The organism is Mycobacterium colombiense, from assembly GCF_003284935.1.
GTDB lineage: Bacteria > Actinomycetota > Actinomycetes > Mycobacteriales > Mycobacteriaceae > Mycobacterium > Mycobacterium arosiense_A.
Genome location: NZ_QMEV01000015.1, coordinates 1 through 17,829 on the forward strand (window position 1 = coordinate 1; position 17,829 = coordinate 17,829).

Sequence of the window (17,829 nt, forward strand, 5' to 3'; positions counted from 1 at the left end):
CCCCGCGTCGCGCAGGTCCGCCGACAGGATGCTGGGGTCGGTCAGCGAGTGGCGCGCGGGTGGGCAGCGGCTCGAGCAGGGTCGGCCACAGGCGTTCGGTCACCAGCCCGCAGCGTCGGTAGAAGTCGGCGAAGCCCTGCGCGTCCGCGGCGGCCCCGATGGCGGCGAAGGTGTCGGCGGGCGACCCGATCAGCAATCCGGTGCGGCCGCCGGTCGCCGGGTCGGGCGTATAGGACGAAAAGGGCCGCCGCGCCAGCCGCACGGCGGCGCCCAGATCCCCGACGATGCGCGGCGGCAGCAGGCTGACCAGGTAGGAATAACGCGATACCCGAACGTCGACCCCGTCGAAAGCTCGGGCCGAGACGGCGGCACCACCGATGTGCTCCAGCCGTTCCAGCAGACGCACCCGCAGACCCGCGCGGGCCAGATACGCGGCCGCGACGAGACCGTTGTGGCCGCCGCCGACGACTACGGCGTCGACGTCGGTCGGCTGGTCGCTCAGCTCAGGTAGCCCTCGACCTCGTCGGGTGGCCGCACCTCCGCCTCGCGGGGGTCCCCGCCGCTCTCGCGCAGCGCCCGGCGCTGCCGCAGCAGGTCCCAGCACTGGTCGAGTTCGACCTCCACCCGCCGGAGGCGGTCATGTTCTTCGGACGTGTCGATGTCCCCGTGCTGCAGCTGGGCCCGCAGCGCCTTCTCCTCGGCGACCAGGTCGCGGATGACTGCGAGGGTGTCGTTGTCGGTCGGTTTACTGCCGTTGGCCATCGCTCCAGTGTGCCCGACCCGAAAGGGGCTGAATCGGTAGGCTGCATATCGCCTGGCGCCTCGGCCGGCGAGGGCGAGGGACACGAGGGAGGGCCGTCGTGAGCGTCAAACGGCTCGGCCTGCCCTGGCTGATCGCCCTGGTGGTCATCCCGCTTCTGCTAGCCACGATCGGCTACGCGCTTCCGACGCGATCCCCGTCCGGTCGCGGGGCGCCGGCGCCCTCGACCAGCGCTGGCGCGCCGACGATTTCGTTGGCCGCGTTCTCCATGGCGCGCGCCGGCAACAGCGTCACCCTCACCGGAGAGTTCCCGGACGAGTCCGCCAAAGCCGCGCTGCTGAAGGTGCTCACCGGCGCGCTGCCGGCCGGCGTCGGCATCGTCGACCAGATCCGCATCAACCCCGCCGTCGATGCCCTCGATTTCGCCAAGGCCAGGCCCGTCTTCGCCGACAGCGCGTCGATCGCCGATTTCACGCTCACGGTCGGCGCGGACACCGTCACGCTGGCCGGCACCGCGGCGTCGCCCGAGCAGAAGGACACCATCGACGCCGACGCCAAGCGCATCTGGTCTCACCTGAATGTCGTTGACAACCTTGCCATTAACTCACCGCCCGCGTCTGGGCCGCCCGGTGCCGCCGCCTCGTGCACCAATCTGCAGTCGGCCATCAACACCCTGACCGACGGCGCGCTGACCTTCGAGTCGAACCTCGGTAGTTTGACCGCGTCCGACGAGCAGGTCCTGACCCGTGTCGCCGACAAACTCCAGGCATGCCCGACCGCTCACGTGGCGATCAACGGCTATGCCGACGCCACAGGCAACACCAGCCTGAACGTCCCGTTGAGCGAAGAGCGCGCCCAAGCCGTCGCGGGGTTTCTGGAAGCCCACGGCGTGCCCGGCGATCGTTTGACCACCACTGGTTTCGGCTCGGCCAACCCGATCGCCCCCAACGGCACGGACGACGGTCGCGCACAGAACCGCCGGGTCGAAATCGTAGTGAGCTGAGGAGCATTCGGCATGGACTTCATCATCGAGTGGTTGTGGTATCTGCTCGCTTTCCTGGCGGGCTCGGCCGCCGCCTGGGTGATCGCCACGATCCTGCACCGTGCGCGCAAGGGGGCGCGGCGATGAGCCAGGTGAACTGGTGGCTTTTCGGCCTGTCCTTCGCGCTGGGGTTGCTGCTGACGCTCACGCTGATCATGATCCCCGCCAAAAGCCCGGCGCCGGTGGACGACTCGCGGGATGAGCGGGCGGCGCGAGAGCCCGATACCACCCACATCCCGGTCACCGAAAAGCGGACCACGACGATCCCGGTCACCGAACGGCGCACCACCAAGATCCCGGTCGCCAGGGAATCGCCGACCACCAAGATCGCGGTGTCGCCGGGCGCCCCGTACGGTCCGGGATCGGCCGACGCCGGCCCCGGCGGCGGCGGGCCGGCCGGATTTCTGATCAAGGCACAGATGGCGGGCAAGCTGTACCTGACGCCCGACGATCCGTCCTACGACTCGACCACGGCCCAGGTCTGGTTCCGGGACGAAAAGTCCGCGCAGCAAGCCGGTTTCACGCCGCGCCGCGATGGCTCGGACAAACCGGTAGAGCGCTAGCTGGGGGCCGGAATCCGCACCACCAGGCGCGCGCCGCCCAGCGGGCTGTTCTCCAGTGCGGCGGTCCCGCCGTGCAGCTGGGCCTGCTGCGCGACCAGCGCCAGCCCCAGGCCCGACCCGGAATGGGAGGCCGTCGATCCGCGAGAAAACCGATGGAAGACCACCTGTCGCTCATCTTCGGGCACGCCGCCGCCGTTGTCGTCGATGGCGATCTCCACCCCCGCGCGCGAGCTGACCGCCGACAGCTGGACCCGGGTGGCGCCGCCATGCTTGACGGCGTTGGCGATCGCGTTGTCGACGGTCAGGCGCAACCCGGCCGGCAATCCGACGATGATGCAGGTGGGGGAGGGCACCAGCGACACGTCGACACCCGGGTAGATCCGGGCGGCGTCGTGCGCGGCGCGGTCCAGCAGTTCGGTGATGTCGACGGGCACGTGGTCGTCGGCCGTCGACAGTTCGCCCTGGGCCAGCCGCTCGAGTGCGGTCAGCGTGGCCTCGATCCGCGACTGCGTGCGGATGACGTCGCCCAGCACCTCCTTGCGCTGGTCGTCGGGCATGTCCAGGGTGGACAGCACTTCGAGGTTGGTGCGCATCGCGGTCAGCGGGGTGCGCAGTTCGTGCGAGGACACGGCGGCGAAGTCACGCGCCGAGGCCAGCGCGTCCTTGGTCCGGTCCTGTTCGGTCCAGATGCGCTGCAGCATCCCGCGCATGGCTTCGGCGATCTCGACGGCCTCGCTGGCGCCGCGCACCGCGACCTGGGGGCGTTCGTCGGCGTCGATCGAACGGGCTTGCTGGGCCAGGCGTTTGAACGGCCGCACCGCGAAAGCGGCCAGGAGCCAAGCGAATACCGCCGCCGCACCGATCGAGAGCGCGCAGATCAGGATCACCCGGCGATGCAGGTTGTTGGTCTGGGCGATCGTGTCGTCGTAGGTCGCGCCCACCGCCACCGTCGCCGGTTGCGGCGTGCGGACCTCCAGGGTGCGCACGCGATAGCGCACCCCGTTGATGTAGGTGTCGGCATAGCCCACGTCCAACGGGGGCAGCGTGACGTCCGAGTTGGACTTGACCTGGCCGTCGCGCCGCACGGTGATCACGGTGTCCTGATCGTTGGGGGTGCGCGGGATGTCGTCGAGGCCACGGGGCAGGAAGGGGATGGCGAAGCCGGCCGCCTCGTCCAGACGGCGATCCAGGCGTTCCTTCCAGGCGCTGGTGATGCCGAACCACACCACCGCGCCCGCGATCACCACCACGATCGCGGTGCCGATGGCCGTCGCGACCGCAACCCGCGCCCGCAGCGAGGGCGTCCGGGTCAGGATCCGCGACAGGAACTTCATGGCCGGCCGACCTGGCTACTGCATGCGCAGTACGAATCCCACTCCGCGCACGGTGTGCAGCAGCCGGGGGCCGCCGTTCGCCTCCAGCTTGCGGCGCAGGTATCCGATGAACACATCGACGACGTTGGTGTCGGCGGCGAAGTCATACCCCCAGACCAGCTCGAGCAGCTGCGCGCGGGACAGCACCGCGGTCTTGTGCTCGGCCAGCACCGCCAGCAGGTCGAATTCCCGCTTGGTCAGGTCGACGTCGACGCCGTTGACCCGGGCGCGTCGGCCCGGGATGTCGACCTCGAGCGGCCCCACCGTGATGGTTTCCGACGACGACGTGGCGGTGGCGCCGCGGCGGCGCAGCAGCGCCTTGACCCGCGCGACGAGTTCGGCCAGCACGAAGGGTTTGACCAGGTAGTCGTCGGCGCCGGCCTCCAGGCCCGCCACCCGATCGTCGACCGAACTACGGGCCGACAGCACGCAGACCGGGACGTCGTTGTCCATGGCGCGCAGCGCCGTGACGACGCTGACGCCGTCGAGCACCGGCATGTTGATATCGAGCACGATCGCGTCCGGGCGCGTCTCGGTGGCGCTGCGCAACGCCTCGGCGCCGTCGACCGCCGTCGACACCTCGAATCCGGACAGCCGCAGACCGCGTTCGAGCGACGCGAGCACATCTGAATCGTCGTCGACGACCAAGACCCGCGGTGAGCTAGCTCCAGTGTCCATGCGGCCCATTTTGCCTGATTGTCGACTATGGCTGTGGGAGGCCGCACCGCTGAATCACCCGTCACCCGTTCGCCGGCACCCCGTGCGTGCTTCGTGTCGCGCCGAAGCTAGGGCAAACCGATGTTGCGGTAGCGCCGCAACCGGGCGGCCAGCCGCTCGTCAGCGGGAAGCTCGCGCAGCGCCCGCACCTCGGCGGCGATGGCCCGCGCCACCCGCTGCGCGAACTCGACCGGCTCGTCGGCGGCGTCGGGGTGCTCCGGGACGACGACGTCGACGATTCCGGATCGCAGCAAATCGACCGACCGAATGCCCTGTGCCGCAGCGAGTTCGGGCGCGTGGTCGGTGTCGCGGAAGACGATCGCGCTGGCCCCCTCCGGCGGTAGCGGCGCCAGCCAGCCGTGCAGGGCCGCCAGTACCCGGTCGGCGGGCACCATCGCCAGCGCCGGGCCGCCGCTGCCCTGGCCCAGCAGCACCGACACCGTCGGGGTGTCCAGCGTCACCAGCTCGGCCAGGCATTGCGCGATCTGGCCGGCCAGGCCGCCCTGTTCGGCCTCGGCCGACAGGGCCGGGCCCGCCGTGTCGATCACCAGCACCAGCGGCAGCCGCAGCTCGGCGGCCAGCGCCATGCCGCGCCGGGCCTCGCGCAGCGAGGCGGGCCCCACCAGGCCGCCCGTCAGCCGCTGCTGTCCCAGCACCACCACCGGCTGGCCGGCGAAGCGGGCCAGGGCCAGCAGCGTGGTGGCCGCCTCTCCCTGGCCGGTCCCCGACAGCAGCACCCGGTCGGTGGCGCCGTGCCGCAGCAACACCCCGACCCCGGGCCGGTCCGGCCGGCGCGACGCCACCACCGAATCCCAGGCGGGCACGTCGGGTGTCGGTTCGGGCGGCGCCGGGGCGGGCAGCGGGTCGGGAGCGTCGGCGATGACCGTCATGGCGCGGTGCAGCGTGCGGCGCAGCTCATCGAGCGGTACCACGCCGTCGATCACGCCGTGGCGCTGCAGGTTCTCCGCGGTCTGGACGCCCTCGGGAAACGGTTCGCCGTACAGCAGCTGGTACACCCGCGGGCCCAGGAAGCCGATCAACGCGCCCGGCTCGGCTACCGTGACATGGCCCAGCGAACCCCACGAGGCGAACACCCCGCCGGTCGTCGGATTGCGCAGGTACACCAGGTAGGGCAGGTGCGCCTGCTTGTGCAGCCGTACGGCCGCGGCGATCTTCACCATCTGCAGAAACGCGACCGTGCCCTCCTGCATGCGGGTGCCACCAGAGCTCGGCGAGGCCAGCAGCGGCAGCCCCTCGGCCGTGGCCCGCTGCACCGCGGCGGTGATCCGCTCGGCCGCGGCCACCCCGATCGAACCGCCCAGGAAGCCGAATTCGCACACCACCACCGCGACCCGGCGCCCGAAGACGCGCCCCTCGCCGGTCAGCACCGATTCGTCCAGGCCCGTCGCGGCGCGGGCTTCGGCCAGCTCCTGGGCGTAGGACGCGCTGACCGGCACCGCCAGCGGCTCGGTGTCCCAGCGCAGGAAGGAATTTTCGTCCAGCACCGCATCGCGCAGTTGACCAGCCGTGATACGACTCACCAGACGAGGCTATATAGGGTGGCTGCCATGATCGGTGTTACCCAGGCCGAGGCCGTGATGACCATCGAGCTGCAGCGCCCCGAGCGCCGCAACGCCTTGAACTCCGAGCTGGTCGAGGAGCTGCGCGAGGCCGTGCTCAAGGCGGGCGACGGCACCACCCGCGCGATCGTGCTGACCGGTCAGGGCACGGTGTTCTGCGCCGGCGCGGACCTGTCCGGGGACGCCTTCGCCGCCGACTACCCCGACCGGCTCGTGGAGCTGCACAGGGTGCTCGACGCGACGCTGATCCCGGTCATCGGGGCCATCAACGGCCCGGCGATCGGCGCCGGCCTGCAACTGGCCATGCAGTGCGACCTGCGGGTGGTGGCGCCCGACGCGTTCTTCCAGTTCCCGACCTCGAAATATGGCCTGGCCCTGGACAACTGGAGCATCCGGCGGTTGTCCTCCCTCGTCGGCCACGGCCGTGCCCGGGCGATGCTGCTGACCGCGGAGAAGCTGCCCGCCGACGTCGCGCTGCAGACCGGGATGGCCAACCGGATCGGCACACTCGCCGACGCGCAGGCCTGGGCGGCCGAGATCGCCGGGCTGGCGCCGCTGGCGATCCAGCACGCCAAGCGGGTGCTCAACGACGACGGCGCCATCGAAGAGGCCGGGCCGGTGCACAAGGAACTCTTCGACAAGGCCTGGAGCAGCCAAGACGTCATCGAAGCCCAGGTGGCCCGGATCGAGAAGCGGCCGCCGAAGTTCCAGGGGGCCTGACGAACATGCGGGGGACGCTACGGCTGGTCGCCGGTACGGCGTCGCTGGCGGCCGGAAGTTGGCTGGTGCGGGCGCTGCACGGGGCGCCCGACGCCCTCGGCGCCCACCCCGCCTCGATCGCGGCTGTCACGGCCGGGTCGCCGAACTACCGCGACGGCGCCTTCGTCAACCTCGAACCCCCGTCGGAAGCCAGGATGGACCGCGAACAACTGCGGCTGGTCGCCTGGGAGCTGGTCGGGAACCGGAGCGGGAGCCGGCCGAAGGGGCCGATCCCGCTGGCGTCGCCGGGAATCCTCGACGCCGACCCGAGCCGGCTGGCCGTCAGCTGGTTCGGCCATTCCACGGCGCTGCTGGAGATCGACGGCTACCGGGTGCTCACCGATCCGGTGTGGAGCGACCGGTGTTCGCCGTCCGACGTCGTCGGCCCGCAGCGGCTGCATCCACCGCCGATTCAACTCGAGGCGCTGCCCGCCGTCGACGCGGTGGTGATCAGTCACGACCATTACGACCACCTCGACATCGACACGGTCCTGGCGCTGGCCCGCACCCAGCGGGCCCCGTTTTTCGTGCCGCTCGGCATCGGGGCCCACCTGCGCAGGTGGGGGATACCCGAGCACCGCATCGTCGAGCTCGACTGGAACCAGAGCGCCAAGGTCGACGAGCTCACGTTGGTTTGCGTACCGGCGCGGCACTTCTCGGGACGCTTTCTGGACCGCAACACGACGCTGTGGGCCTCGTGGGCGTTCGTCGGCCCCACCCATCGGGCGTACTTCGGCGGCGACACCGGCTACACCAAGAGCTTCGCGCAGATCGGCGCCGATCACGGACCGTTTGACGTGACCCTGCTGCCCATCGGGGCCTACAACACGGCCTGGCCCGACGTGCACATGAACCCCGAAGAGGCGGTGCGCGCGCACCTGGACGTCACCGACGGTGGGCTGCTGGTGCCGATCCATTGGGGCACTTTCCGATTGGCCCCGCACCCATGGGCGGAACCGGTCGAGCGGCTGCTGGCCGCCGCCGGGCCCGAGGGGGTGAACGTGGCGGTGCCGCTGCCCGGTCAACGCATCGATCCCGGGGTGCCGGAGGAATCCGATCCCTGGTGGCGGCTGTAGGTTTACGCGGCGCGCATCGTCACCGCGTTAGGGTTCGCGGATGACCACACGCGCGGCCACGGCCGCCATCGCCGCGGCGCTGCTCGGGTTGACGGGTTGCGGCTCCGCCCAGCCCACCGCCGGGCCGGCGTCCACGCCGTCGGACCTCCCGCCCAACCAGGTCTCCGGCGTGAGCATCCCCGCCGGCCGCATCGACGAGGCCGTCGCCAAGGTCGACGGACTGGTCGGCGACCTGATGAAAAGCAGCGGCATCCCGGGAATGGCCGTGGCCATCGTGCACGGCGGGAAGGTGATGTATGCCAAAGGTTTCGGCGTCAAGGACGTCGGCAAGGGGCGCGGCCAAGACAACGCGGTGAACGCCGACACCGTCTTCCAGTTGGCGTCGGTGTCCAAATCCGTCGGCGCGACCGTGATCGCGCACGAAGTCAGCGACAACGTCGTCGCGTGGGACACGCCCGTCGCGTCCAAGCTGCCGTGGTTCACGCTGAGCGATCCCTATGTCACCGGCCATGTGACCGTCGGCGACCTGTATTCGCATCGCTCCGGGCTGCCCGACCACGCCGGCGACAAGCTCGAAGACCTGGGTTATGACCGTCGCCAAACGCTCGAGAGACTCAAGTACCTTCCGCTGGACCCGTTCCGAATCAGCTACGCCTACACCAACTATGGGATCACCGCGGGCGCGGAGGCGGTCGCCGCCGCGGCGGGCAGGCCATGGGAGGACCTGTGTGACGACGTGCTCTACCGCCCCCTGGGAATGACGTCGACCAGTTCACGGTTCGCCGACTTCCTCGCCCGGCCCAACCATGCGGTCAACCACATCAAGATCGACGGCAAGTGGCAGGCCCGCTTCCAGCGTGACCCCGATCCCCAGTCGCCCGCGGGCGGCGTCAGCTCGACGGTGAACGACATGGCCCGCTGGCTGATGATGTTGCTGGGCAACGGAACCCACGACGGCCGGCGGATCACCTCGCCGGAAGCGCTGCTGCCCGCCACCAGCCCGCAGATCGTGTCCGCGCCCGCCAAGGCTCCGCAGGCGCGCACCGGATTCTACGGATACGGCTTCAACTCCTCGGTGGATTCCTCGGGACGCACCCAGTACAGCCATTCGGGCGCTTTCGATCTGGGCGCGGCGACCAACTTCGTCGTGCTGCCCGCCGAGGATGTGGGCATCATCGCGCTGACCAACGCCGCGCCCTACGGCATCCCGGAAACATTGACCGCCGAATTCATCGACCTGGTCGAGTACGGCCACATCCGCGAGAACTGGGGACCCTTGTACGACAAGGCGATCGGCTGGCTGAACAACCCGCTGGGCTCACTGGTCGGCAAACAGCCCCCGGCCAACCCCGCCCCGGCCAGACCGCTGCGCGACTACGCCGGCGTCTACGCCAGCGACTATTGGGGGCCGGCCCTCGTCACCGAACGCGACGGCGCGCTGCAACTGGCGATGGGCCCGAAACATCGGACCAGCACGCTGACCCACTGGGACGGCGACACCTTCACCTTCCCGCTGACCGACGAAAACGCCCCACCCGGAACGGTTTCCAAGGCCGTATTCACGGGCGCCTCGCTGAACTTGGAGTACTACGACTCGAACAAGCTGGGGACGTTCACCCGATGACTCTCGCCGCGACGACTGGGCTCACCGACGCCGAAGTGGCGCAGCGGGTGGCCGACGGCAAGAGCAATGCGGTGCGGGAACGGGCCACGCGCAGCATCACCGACATCGTGCGGGCCAACGTCTTCACCCGGATCAACGCGATCCTGGGGGTGCTGCTGCTGATCGTGCTGGCGACGGGCTCGCTGATCAACGGCATGTTCGGGCTGTTGATCATCGCCAACAGCGTCGTCGGCATGGTCCAGGAGATCCGGGCCAAGCAGACCCTGGACAAGCTGGCGATCGTGGGGCAGGCGAAACCGTTGGTGCGCAGGCAATCCGGCACCCGGGCGGTGCCGCCCGATGAGGTGGTGCTGGACGACATCATCGAGCTGGGCCCCGGGGATCAGGTGGTCGTCGACGGCGAAATCGTCGAAGAGGCGAACCTGGAAGTCGACGAGTCGCTGCTGACCGGTGAGGCCGACCCCATCGCCAAGGCCGTCGGCGACGAGGTGCTATCGGGCAGCTTCGTCGTCGCGGGCAGCGGCGCCTACCGGGCCACCAAGGTCGGACCGGACGCCTACGCGACCAGGCTCGCCGAGGAGGCCAGCAAGTTCACCCTGGTGAAATCCGAACTGCGCAACGGCATCAACCGCATCCTGCAGTTCATCACCTACCTCTTGGTACCCGCCGGTCTGCTCACCATCTACACCCAGCTGTTCACCACGACCCACCCGGGCTGGCGGCAGGCCGTGCTGCGCACCGTCGGCGCGCTGGTCCCGATGGTCCCCGAAGGGCTGGTGCTGCTGACGTCGGTCGCCTTCGCGGTCGGCGTCGTCAGGCTCGGTCAGCGCCGCTGCCTGGTGCAGGAACTGCCCGCCATCGAGGGACTCGCCCGGGTCGACGTGGTCTGCGCGGACAAGACCGGCACCCTGACCGAAAGCGGCATGCGGGTCGCGCGCGTCGACGAACTCGGCGCACCGGGCGAGCGCGAATCCATCGCCGACGTGCTGGCGTCGTTGGCCGCCCAGGATCCGCGACCCAACGCCAGCATGCGGGCGATCGCCGAGACCTGCGGCGAGCCGCCGGGCTGGACCGCCACGGCGACGGCACCTTTCAAGTCGGCCACCAAGTGGAGCGGTGTGTCCTTCGCCGACCACGGCAGCTGGGTGATGGGAGCGCCGGACGTGCTGCTGGAGCCGGGATCGGCGGCCGCCGACCAGGCCGAGCGGATCGGGGCCCAGGGGTTGCGGGTCCTGCTGGTCGCCGCCGCCGACGTGGCCGTCGACCACCCGAACGCACCGGGCCGCGTCACCCCGGTCGCGCTGGTGGTCCTCGAACAGAAGGTGCGCCCGGACGCCCGCGAGACCCTGGATTACTTTGCCGGTCAAGGCGTTTCGGTGAAGGTATTGTCCGGCGACAACGCCGTCTCGGTCGGGGCCGTCGCCGACAAGCTCGGGCTGCACGGCGAGACGATGGACGCGCGCCGATTGCCCTCCGAGCCGGCGCAATTGGCCGACGCGCTGGACACCCACACCACCTTCGGCCGGGTCCGGCCGGACCAGAAGCGCGCCATCGTGCATGCCCTACAGTCCCGCGGCCACGCCGTGGCGATGACCGGGGACGGCGTCAACGACGTGCTGGCCCTCAAGGACGCCGACATCGGCGTCGCGATGGGCGCCGGCAGCCCGGCGTCTCGCGCGGTCGCCCAGATCGTCTTGCTGGACAACAGGTTCGCCACGCTGCCGTACGTCGTCGCCGAGGGTCGCCGGGTGATCGGCAACATCGAGCGCGTCGCCAACCTGTTCTTGACCAAGACGGTGTACTCGGTGCTGCTGGCCTTGCTGGTGGGCATCGAATGCCTGCTCGCCAAGCCCCTCAAGGCCGACCCGCTGCTGTATCCCTTCCAGCCCATCCACGTCACCATCGCCGCCTGGTTCACCATCGGCATACCGTCGTTCATCCTGTCGCTGGCGCCCAACAACGAACGGGCCCACGCGGGTTTCGTGCGCCGCGTGCTGACCTCGGCGCTGCCGTGCGGGCTGATCGTCGGCACCGCGACGTTCGCCTCCTACCTGCTGGCCTACCGCGGCCGGCACGCCACCTTCGCCCAACAGGATCAGGCGTCGACCGCGGCGCTGATCACGCTGCTGATGACGGCGCTGTGGGTGCTGGCGGTGGTGGCCCGGCCGTACCAGTGGTGGCGGGTGGCGCTGGTAATCGCTTCGGGCCTGGCCTATGTGGTGATTTTCAGCCTCCCGCTGGCGCGCAAGGCGTTCCTGCTCGACCCGTCCAATGTGGCGGTGACCTCCACGGCGCTGGGCGTCGGGGTGCTCGGCGCGGTCGCGATCGAGGCCACGTGGTGGATCCGGGCCAAAGTGCTGGGTGTGCAGCCGCGGCTGTGGTGCTGAGCACGCCGAACTCACCGCGGCGCCGTGTCGCCGGCCAAGTACGATGCCGGGAAAAGGGAGGGCGCATGGGATTCCTGGACAAGGCGAAGGACCTGTTGTCGCAGAACGCCGACAAGGTCGAAATGGCGATCGACAAGGCCGGCGAGTTCGTCGACGACAAGACGCAGGGCAAGTACACCGACACCATTCACCAGGTGCAGGAGCAGGCCAAGAAGGCCACCGGCGCCGCGGACACCGGCGACCAGCAGAACTGAGCGATGGCCAAGCTTTCCGGATCCATCGACGTCCCGCTGCCACCCGAGGTGGCCTGGCAGCACGCCTCTGACCTGTCCCGGTACAAGGACTGGCTGACCATTCACCGGGTGTGGCGCAGCACCCTGCCCGACGAGATCGAAAAGGGCACGATCGTCGAGTCGATCGTCGAGGTCAAGGGCATGTACAACCGGATCAAATGGACGGTGGTGCGCTACAAGCCGCCCGAGGGCATGACGCTCAACGGTGACGGCGTCGGCGGGGTCAAGGTCAAGCTGATGGCCAAGATCGCGCCCAAGGACGACGGCTCCGTCGTCAGCTTCGACGTGCACCTGGGCGGCCCGGCGTTGTTCGGGCCCATCGGCATGATCGTCGCCGCCGCCCTGCGCGGCGACATCGACCGGTCGCTGGAGAATTTCGTCACGGTGTTCACCCGGTCCGATCCGAGCTCGAACGGCGACGGCAAGGCCCATCGCTGAGCGCCGATGAGTTTGCGGCTCGGCGACGGTCGATAAGGTGAAGCCCCTTCTTCCGGGGCCAGACACCTCAAGGAGGTCACCGTGCCCACCCGTGACAGCGCTCCGCTGGGCGCTCCCTGCTGGATCGACCTGACGACGTCCGACGTCGCCGGCGCCCAGGAGTTCTACGGCACCGTCTTCGGCTGGACGTTCGAGTCCGCCGGTCCCGAGTACGGCGGATATGTCAACGCCGCCAAGGACGGCCATCCGGTGGCCGGCACCATGGCCAACCGGCCCGAAGCCGGGGCGCCGGACCGCTGGGTCACCTATTTCCACACCGCCGACATCGGCACCACGCTGTCCGCGGTGACCGGGGCCGGTGGTTCGGTGTGCATGGGACCGATGGAGATCCCGGCCAAGGGCCACATGGCCGTGGCGACCGATCCTGCCGCCGCCGGGTTCGGGTTGTGGCAGCCGCTGGAGCACCGCGGCTTCCAACTCATCGGGGCGGCCGGCAGCCCGGTCTGGCACCAGCTGATCACGCGCGGCTACGGCGCGGCCCTCGACTTCTACCGCGAGGCGCTCGGATGGCAGACCGAGCCGGTTTCCGATACCGACGAATTCCGGTACAGCACCGCACGCTTCGGCGATGAGGAGTTGCTCGGCGTAATGGACGGCGCGGCGATGTTGCCGCAGGAGGTCCCGTCGAACTGGGTGATCTTCTTCGGCGCCGAGGACGTCGACGAGGCACTGCGGGTGATCGCCGAACACGGCGGCGCGGTGGTGCGCGACGCCGAGGACACCCCGTACGGGCGGCTGGCCGCCGCGAGCGATCCGACGGGTGTGGTCTTCAACCTGTCCTCGCTGCGGGCCTAGCGGTCCCCGTACGGCGAGCCTCACGCTCGCTCACGCGGGCCGGTGTCGGAGTCCGTTAATCTCGCTACCATGACTCGCCGCCTGCGCCCCGGTTGGCTGGTGGCGTTTTTCGCCGTGGTGGTGTCGGCCAGCGCATGGCTGCCGTGGCTGAGGACGACCGTCAACGGCGGCGGCTGGGCCAACGCCATCGGCGGCGCCCACGGCAACCTGGAACTGCCACGGGGGTTCGGCGCGGGCCAGCTCATCGTGCTGTTGGCCTCGACGCTGCTGGTGGTCGGCGCGATGATCGGTCGCGGTCTGTCGGTGAGACTCGCTTCGGTTGCCGCACTGTTGATTTCGTCGTTGCTGGTGGCGCTGACGGCGTGGTACTACAAGCTCAACGTCAACCCCCCGGTGTCGGCCGAATACGGCCTCTACGTCGGGGCGAGTGCTGCCGTGTGCGCGGTGGCGTGCTCGCTGGTGGCCGTCGTCGCCGCGCTGGCCTCCGGCCGGCCCGGCCGCTGAACCGTCAGGCCGACGGGAATTCGTGGGTGCCCGACGTGGCGCTGCTGTCGGGCTCGTTGACGCCGAATACGAAGGGCGCGAACACGATTTCACGCCCGTCCGGGTCGCGGAAGGTGACCGCACCGGTGGCCGCCCAATAGGGGTGCTGCTCGACGGGTTCGACGCCCGCCTCGCGCAGGCGGGCGAGGGCGGCTTGTTGCGCCTGCTGGTCGGGAAAGTACAGGCACAGCTGCTCGTGGTGGTCCACCGCGACGGTGTCGTCGGCCTCCACGATTTCCATGGTGAGGTTCCAGCTGGGCAACCCGAAGATCGCGCCGTTGCTCCCGTAGCTGCCCGCGAACGTTTCATAGAGCGGTAACCCCACCAGATCGCGATAGAACTGCACGGTTTCCGCGAAATGCGAGGAGCGGCGGGCGAATCGGATGGCCCCGATGGGGGCCAGGCGCAGCGGCCAGTGCGTTGTGTGGTGGCGCTTGTCGGCGCTCATCACAGTCCGATCGCCCGAGCGGCCGAGTCGGCGGTGTCCCAGCGGCGCAGTTCCGCACCGGGCGCCCACGTCGAGTGGGTGCCGCTGGAGATCCGCTCGGGCAGTTGGAGTTTGCACACCGGGCCGTCGCCGAGCCGCGCGGCGTCGAACACCAGGCAATAGGAGGCGTCGGCGTTCATGTCGGTGGTGAGGGTGGCCAGGTAGCCGTCGTCTTCACCGGCGGCGCCCACGCGCGGCGCCATCGCGGTCTCGCTGCCGTAGACGCCGGCGCCGAAGGTGAACGCCTCCTCGCGCCCGGTGCGCAGGTCGTGTTTGACCAGACCGTCGAACAAGAACCAGCCGGGTTTGCCGGTGGCGGCGTAGGTGTAGCGGTAGTCGCGCGCGGCGTGGTCGGGATTGATGGTGCCGAACTCGGTGACTGATTCCGAGAGCTGCTCTTCTCGCACCGCGCCGGTGACCAGGTTGAAGCGCCACCGGTGCAGCCGCGCCTGCAGGCGATCCAGGGCGAGGAAGCGAAACAGCTTCTCCCACTTGGTACCTCCGGTATCCAGGGGAGAGGGGTCACCTTCGAAGAATCCGTCGAGCACGATCTCGTCGCCCTCCTCGTAGGCGTTGGTGAAGTGCAGCACGAAGGTGGGATCGGCCTCGAACCAGCGAATGTCGGCGGTGCTGCCGCGGCGCGGGATCACCGCGAATCGCGACGGCATGTCGGGATAGAAGCGCGGTAGGTGCACGTCGTGCTCGAGCAGCTGGGGGTCCCAGAACAGCGGGAAATCGTTGAGAATGGCGTAGTTTTCGGTGAACGCCATGTCGTGGGGCAGCCGCGGCCCGGGCAGCGGGATGTCGACGTAGTGCGCCAGTTCGTTGCGCTCGTCGACCACGCCGTAATGCATGTACGGCTCTTGCTTGCTGTAGTTGAAGAACAGCAGCTCACCGGTCCTGTTGTCCACCTTGGGATGTGCGGACACGCCCCATTCGGCCGGGAAGCCGCCGTTCCACGACTCCTTGCCCAGCGTGCCGGCCGAGTACGGGTCGATTCTGTACAGGTCGCCGCACTGGTAGAAGCTGGTCAGCGCGACCCCGCGGTGGACGATCACATCCGTGCTCGACGCGTCCTTCATCCGGGTGCGCGCGCCCCATCCCTGCTCGCGGCGGGTCAGTTGGACGGGCTCGGCCAGCCCCGGCCACAGCGGTCCGCCGGCCTCGTTCTCGGCCAGAAAACCGTCTGTGCGGATGAATCGGTTGCGGTAGAAGGCCTTTCCGTCCCGGAAGCCGACCACGTGCACCATGCCGTCGCCGTCGAACGGGTGGTAGGTCTTCAATGCCGGGTGCAGCGGGTTCTCGGTGTTGCGCAGGTAGACGCCGTCCAGGTCGCGGGGGATCTCGCCCTCGACGGCGACGAGGTCGTCGGCATCCCACTCGGTGGTCTGGGGGCGCCATGGCCCGGTCCGGTAGGGATGGTCGTCGTCTTCGGGCAGGGTCGAGAGGAATTTGCCGACGATTTTTATGTCCATGGTCATGCGACTTCGGTGCCGCTGACGACGAAACTGACTGTGGTAGCGGTGCTTCCGCCGAAGTTGAGGGTGCCGAAGCTCCGCGCGCCCTCGACCTGATAGTCACCGGCGGCGCCGCTGACCTGCTTGGCCGCGTCGAGCAACATCCGCACGCCGGACGCGCCGACGGGGTGTCCGCCGCCGATCAGACCGCCGCTGGGGTTGATCGGCAGCCGGCCGCCGATCTCGATCTCGCCGTTCTCGATCGCCTTCCACGATTCACCCGGGCCGGTCAGCCCGAGGTGGTCGATGGCCAGGTACTCGCTGGGGGTGAAGCAGTCGTGCACCTCGAATCCGTCGATGTCGTCGAGGCCGCGCCGCGCGCGACGCAGCGCGTCGGCTACCGCGGCCCGCACATGGGGGAGGACGTACGGGTCGCCGTCGGCGCGGTCCAGTTTCTGCCGCAGTCCCAGCCCGACGGTGCGGTGGCCCCAGCCGTCGATGCGCCCGATCGGGCGTGCCTCGGGGTGCCCGCGCAGGTAGGCGTCGCTGGCGAGCACCAATCCCGCGCCGCCGTCGGTCATTTGGCTGCAGTCGAACCGCCGCAGCCGGCCTTCGGTGATCGGATTGGTCGCGTCGTCGTCGCCGATCGGATCCGGGACGGTCCACTCGCGGGTCTGGGCGTTGGGGTTACGCCGGGCGTTGGCGAAGTTGAGCTGCGCGATCGCGCGCAGGTGCGCGTCGTCCAGGCCGTACCGTCGGTCGTATTCGTCGGCCACTTGGGCGAACATGGACGGCCACAGGTAGCGGGCGTCGGCGCCCTCGTGTCCGGTCCACGCGGCGGCGCCCAGGTGCTGCGCGGCGGTGTCGCCGGGGACGGTCTTCTCCAGTTCGATGCCCACCACCAATGCGGTGTCGTATGCGCCCGATCGCAGATCGGCCATCGCCGCCAGCGCCGCCACGCTGCCGGAGGCGCACGCCGCTTCGTGCCGCGAGGCCGGGGTGTCCCACAGGCCATCGCACACCGTCGCCGGCATCGCCCCGAGGTGGCCCTGCCGGGCGAACATCTCGCCGAACGCGTTGCCGACGTGCACCACCCCGACGGCGGCCGCATCGAGCTTGGCGGCGGTCAGTGTGGCGTCGACGACTTCGGCGGTCAGCGCGGCGAAGTCGCGGCCTTCCTTGGTGAGGTTGCGCGCGAAATCGCTTTGGTAACCACCGAGAATCCACACACCGGGCGACCCATCCATACGCCGACGGTACTCCCGCAGGGCGGGGTTGTTGAGACCTATCGGTGAGCCGTGCCGACCGGTATCGGTGCGGTGAAAGGCCGGGAAAAAGGGCGGCCCCGTCGGCTCTCGGGCTGAACCGACGGGACCTAGGCGGACACGAAGGCCGGCCGACGTGCTCGCCTCTGTTGGATCATTGCCGCCCATGGGGGTCGACAAACATGCTGACCCAATCTGTTTCAGTGTGGCACGCCGATCGCACGGTGCCAGGCGAATGGCAAATCTCGTTTTGCGTGTGTGCAACAGCGTCGGTTGACGTTCCATCGGCGCGAGTCTGAGCTGCGCATGTGGCGCGCGTGTACCGGTGCCGGGTCGGGCGGGCAACGTGGCGCGGTCACCCGCCGCGGCGCCCCGGAAATCAACCGCGCCGGCCGCCGCGATCATGCCCGCCTCGTAGCGACAAGAGTGCCCGCCGGCGGACGGCCGCCCCGGCCCGGTCGGGCCGGCCCGTGCCCCATCCTGGCAGCGCTTGGCACGCCGAGTGATCGAGTTCAGCGGCAGATGTGGCAAAGTCGCCGACGCTTCCCAGCTGTGCGGATCGTCGGGGAGCTAATCGTCGAACGGGTGCGACGGGGGCCGGACTCGCTGC

The 17,829-nt window shown here is 69.6% G+C and carries 18 protein-coding genes and 1 pseudogene; 11 read left to right on the forward strand and 8 right to left on the reverse strand.

What is annotated here, in order from left to right:
• Both DQP57_RS09800 and DQP57_RS09805 read right to left on the reverse strand, forming a co-directional pair.
• Positions 1 to 502: NAD(P)-binding protein (locus DQP57_RS09800; protein ID WP_114149383.1), on the reverse strand; the 502-nt coding region annotated here is incomplete at its 3' end.
• Positions 499 to 762 carry a DUF2630 family protein gene (locus tag DQP57_RS09805; RefSeq protein ID WP_112632786.1) on the reverse strand — a complete coding sequence of 88 codons (264 nt, stop codon included), beginning with the start codon at positions 760 to 762 and terminating at the stop codon, positions 499 to 501. The genes DQP57_RS09805 and DQP57_RS09800, both read right to left, overlap by 4 nt.
• Before the next feature lie 98 nt (positions 763 to 860).
• Between DQP57_RS09805 and DQP57_RS09810 the strand changes: the two genes are divergently transcribed.
• The 3 genes and pseudogenes from DQP57_RS09810 (at position 861) to DQP57_RS09815 (ending at position 2,365) form a co-directional block, all read left to right on the forward strand.
• Positions 861 to 1,763: an OmpA family protein gene (locus DQP57_RS09810; protein WP_240631724.1), complete on the forward strand. Its 903-nt coding sequence runs from the start codon at positions 861 to 863 to the stop codon at positions 1,761 to 1,763.
• A 12-nt stretch (positions 1,764 to 1,775) separates the two neighbouring features.
• A pseudogene (locus tag DQP57_RS27610) lies at positions 1,776 to 1,856 on the forward strand (hypothetical protein); the annotation flags it as partial.
• A gap of 29 nt (positions 1,857 to 1,885) precedes the next feature.
• Positions 1,886 to 2,365 (forward strand): hypothetical protein, encoded by a 480-nt coding sequence (locus tag DQP57_RS09815; protein ID WP_112632788.1) that lies wholly within the window; start codon positions 1,886 to 1,888, stop codon positions 2,363 to 2,365.
• Here the strand turns inward: DQP57_RS09815 and DQP57_RS09820 are convergent.
• The 3 genes from DQP57_RS09820 to DQP57_RS09830 form a co-directional block, all read right to left on the reverse strand.
• Positions 2,362 to 3,699 (reverse strand): sensor histidine kinase, encoded by a 1,338-nt coding sequence (locus DQP57_RS09820; protein WP_112632789.1) that lies wholly within the window; start codon positions 3,697 to 3,699, stop codon positions 2,362 to 2,364. The two genes, DQP57_RS09815 and DQP57_RS09820, sit on opposite strands and share 4 nt — an antisense overlap.
• Positions 3,700 to 3,714: 15 nt before the next feature.
• A complete protein-coding gene (gene prrA, locus DQP57_RS09825; RefSeq protein WP_112632790.1) occupies positions 3,715 to 4,425 on the reverse strand; it encodes a two-component system response regulator PrrA in 711 nt (236 codons plus the stop codon).
• A gap of 98 nt (positions 4,426 to 4,523) precedes the next feature.
• A complete protein-coding gene (locus DQP57_RS09830) occupies positions 4,524 to 5,996 on the reverse strand; it encodes a carboxyl transferase domain-containing protein (protein WP_112632791.1) in 1,473 nt (490 codons plus the stop codon).
• A gap of 27 nt (positions 5,997 to 6,023) precedes the next feature.
• Between DQP57_RS09830 and DQP57_RS09835 the strand changes: the two genes are divergently transcribed.
• From DQP57_RS09835 to DQP57_RS09870, 8 genes are all read left to right on the forward strand, one after another.
• Positions 6,024 to 6,755, forward strand: a complete 732-nt coding sequence (locus tag DQP57_RS09835) for an enoyl-CoA hydratase (protein WP_112632792.1) — start codon at positions 6,024 to 6,026, stop codon at positions 6,753 to 6,755.
• A gap of 5 nt (positions 6,756 to 6,760) precedes the next feature.
• Positions 6,761 to 7,870 carry an MBL fold metallo-hydrolase gene (locus tag DQP57_RS09840; RefSeq protein WP_112632793.1) on the forward strand — a complete coding sequence of 370 codons (1,110 nt, stop codon included), beginning with the start codon at positions 6,761 to 6,763 and terminating at the stop codon, positions 7,868 to 7,870.
• A gap of 40 nt (positions 7,871 to 7,910) precedes the next feature.
• Positions 7,911 to 9,494 (forward strand): serine hydrolase, encoded by a 1,584-nt coding sequence (locus DQP57_RS09845; RefSeq protein ID WP_112632794.1) that lies wholly within the window; start codon positions 7,911 to 7,913, stop codon positions 9,492 to 9,494.
• Positions 9,491 to 11,881 carry a cation-translocating P-type ATPase gene (locus tag DQP57_RS09850; protein ID WP_112632795.1) on the forward strand — a complete coding sequence of 797 codons (2,391 nt, stop codon included), beginning with the start codon at positions 9,491 to 9,493 and terminating at the stop codon, positions 11,879 to 11,881. The genes DQP57_RS09845 and DQP57_RS09850 overlap by 4 nt, the downstream gene beginning before the upstream one ends.
• A 65-nt stretch (positions 11,882 to 11,946) precedes the next feature.
• Positions 11,947 to 12,135, forward strand: a complete 189-nt coding sequence (locus tag DQP57_RS09855; RefSeq protein ID WP_007777099.1) for an antitoxin — start codon at positions 11,947 to 11,949, stop codon at positions 12,133 to 12,135.
• A gap of 3 nt (positions 12,136 to 12,138) precedes the next feature.
• Positions 12,139 to 12,612: a type II toxin-antitoxin system Rv0910 family toxin gene (locus DQP57_RS09860; RefSeq protein ID WP_112632796.1), complete on the forward strand. Its 474-nt coding sequence runs from the start codon at positions 12,139 to 12,141 to the stop codon at positions 12,610 to 12,612.
• A gap of 81 nt (positions 12,613 to 12,693) precedes the next feature.
• Positions 12,694 to 13,467 carry a VOC family protein gene (locus tag DQP57_RS09865; RefSeq protein ID WP_112632797.1) on the forward strand — a complete coding sequence of 258 codons (774 nt, stop codon included), beginning with the start codon at positions 12,694 to 12,696 and terminating at the stop codon, positions 13,465 to 13,467.
• Between the two features lie 69 nt (positions 13,468 to 13,536).
• Entirely contained in the window at positions 13,537 to 13,971 is a 435-nt protein-coding gene (locus tag DQP57_RS09870) for a hypothetical protein (RefSeq protein ID WP_112632798.1), read from the forward strand.
• Positions 13,972 to 13,975: 4 nt separating this feature from the next.
• Here the strand turns inward: DQP57_RS09870 and DQP57_RS09875 are convergent, their stop codons facing one another.
• Genes DQP57_RS09875 through DQP57_RS09885 form a run of 3 tightly spaced genes read right to left on the reverse strand, consistent with a single transcriptional unit; the run spans position 13,976 to position 17,201 of the window.
• Complete coding sequence (locus DQP57_RS09875; RefSeq protein ID WP_112632799.1) at positions 13,976 to 14,458, reverse strand: VOC family protein; 483 nt, start codon at positions 14,456 to 14,458, stop codon at positions 13,976 to 13,978.
• A complete protein-coding gene (locus DQP57_RS09880) occupies positions 14,458 to 15,972 on the reverse strand; it encodes a carotenoid oxygenase family protein (protein WP_112632800.1) in 1,515 nt (504 codons plus the stop codon). The genes DQP57_RS09875 and DQP57_RS09880 overlap by 1 nt, the downstream gene beginning before the upstream one ends.
• Before the next feature lie 2 nt (positions 15,973 to 15,974).
• Complete coding sequence (locus DQP57_RS09885) at positions 15,975 to 17,201, reverse strand: acetyl-CoA acetyltransferase (protein WP_112632801.1); 1,227 nt, start codon at positions 17,199 to 17,201, stop codon at positions 15,975 to 15,977.
• Positions 17,202 to 17,829 lie beyond the last annotated feature (628 nt).